This window comes from Planomonospora corallina, from assembly GCF_042650625.1.
Taxonomy (GTDB): Bacteria; Actinomycetota; Actinomycetes; order Streptosporangiales; family Streptosporangiaceae; genus Planomonospora_B; species Planomonospora_B corallina.
Map to the genome: position 1 here is coordinate 1 of NZ_JBHSBM010000083.1, position 1,628 is coordinate 1,628.

Annotated in this window: 1 protein-coding gene; it reads left to right on the plus strand. The window is 73.7% G+C overall.

What is annotated here, in order from left to right; translation table 11 throughout:
- Positions 1–11: 11 nt before the first annotated feature.
- A complete protein-coding gene (locus ACFOWE_RS33810; RefSeq protein ID WP_377295169.1) occupies positions 12–1,595 on the plus strand; it encodes an IS1182 family transposase in 1,584 nt (527 codons plus the stop codon).
- Positions 1,596–1,628 lie beyond the last annotated feature (33 nt).

Consider the following 1,628-nt stretch of genomic DNA (forward strand, 5'->3'; position numbering starts at 1 on the left):
ACACTGGTGTTATGCAAGGTCAGTGGGCCGGTGAACCGGTCGGACCGGATGTATGGACCACCTGCAAGGAGCTGATCCCGCCCGGCAGTGTGTTCGCGTTCCTGGCCGAACACCGCGAGACGCTGTTTCCGGCCGCGATGTTCACCGACATGTACCCCTCACCCAACGGACGGCCCAGCATGCCACCGCAGATCCTGGCCACCGCGCTGCTGCTGCAGACCCTGCACGGCCTCTCCGACATCGAGACCATCCAGGAACTGCGCTGCGACCTGCGCTGGAAAGCCGCCTGCGGGCTGGGCCTGCACGACACCGCCTTCGACGCGTCGCTGCTGACCTACTTCCGGCGCCGCCTGGCCCGCTCCAGGAAACCGGACCGGATCTTCGAAGCGGTGCGCGCCGTCGTCGCCGAAACCGGCGTGCTGCACGGCCGCCACCGCCGGGCACTGGACTCGGCCGTCCTGGACGACGCGGTCGCCACCCAGGACACCGTCACCCAGATCATCGCCGCGATCCGCCGGGTGATCCGCGAGGTGCCCGGCGCCGCACACGCCGCCGCTTCCTGCTGCACCGCCTGCGACTACACCGACCCCGGCAAACCCCGCATCGCCTGGAGTGACGCCCAGGCCCGCGCCGCGCTGGTCGACGCCCTGGTCACCGACGCCATCCGCCTGCTGGCCGAGACATCCGACCAGGTGCTGGACGAGTCGGCCGCGACCGCGGTCGGCATCCTGGCACTGGTCGCGGGCCAAGACGTCGAGCCGGCCGACGATTGCGACGGCCGCGACGGGCGCTGGCGCATCGCCCAGCGCACCGTGCCCGAACGCCTGGTCTCCACCGTCGACCCCGAGGCCCGCCACATCCACAAGACCACAACCCGGACTGCGGACGGGTTCAAGGCCCACCTGGCCGTCGAGCCGCAGACCGGCCTGCTGACCGCGGTCGCTCTGCGGCCCGGAGCCGGAGCGGCCCATCACGAGGCCGCCGTCGCGCCCGAGCTGCTGGCCGGTGACGACCGGCGGCTGCAGGTCGTGGCCGATGCCGCCTACTCGTCCGGGCCGTGCCGGCGGGCGCTGGCCGCCGCCGGGCACCGGCTGCTGATCAAACCGCCGCCGCTGCGCCCGGCCGTGCCCGGCGGGTTCACCCTGGACGACTTCACCATCGATGCCGCCGCCGGCACCGCGCTCAGCCCGGCCGGGCAGAGCGCGTCCTTCACCGCAGCCACCGCTACCGGCACCAGGCGCGCGGCCTTCGATGCCGCGGCCTGCGCCGCCTGCCCGCTGCGGCAGCGGTGCACCACCGCCCGGCGCGGCCGGGTGATCCAGATCCGCCCCGATCATGACCTGCAGGTGGCCGCCCGCCGCCAGGCCGCCACCGATCCGGCCTGGCAGGACGACTACCGGCGCTGGCGGCCACCGGTCGAGCGCGCGGTGGCCTGGGTGGTGGCCGGCGGCAACCGGCGCCTGCGCTACATCGGCACCATCAAGAACGATGCCTGGTTGCGCCTGCGCGCCGCCGCGCTCAACCTGCGCACCCTGGTCAGGCGCGGGCTCACCCGCAGCGGCGGTGTCTGGGTCCTGGCCGCTGAGCCGGCATAGGCAGCGCTCCTTGCCCTGCCCGGGCCGGGACGG

Excerpts from the sequence above, each read along its gene's own strand:
- ACFOWE_RS33810 (WP_377295169.1), top strand. The coding sequence starts at position 12 with ATGCAAGGTCAGTGGGCCGGTGAACCGGTCGGACCGGATGTATGGACC.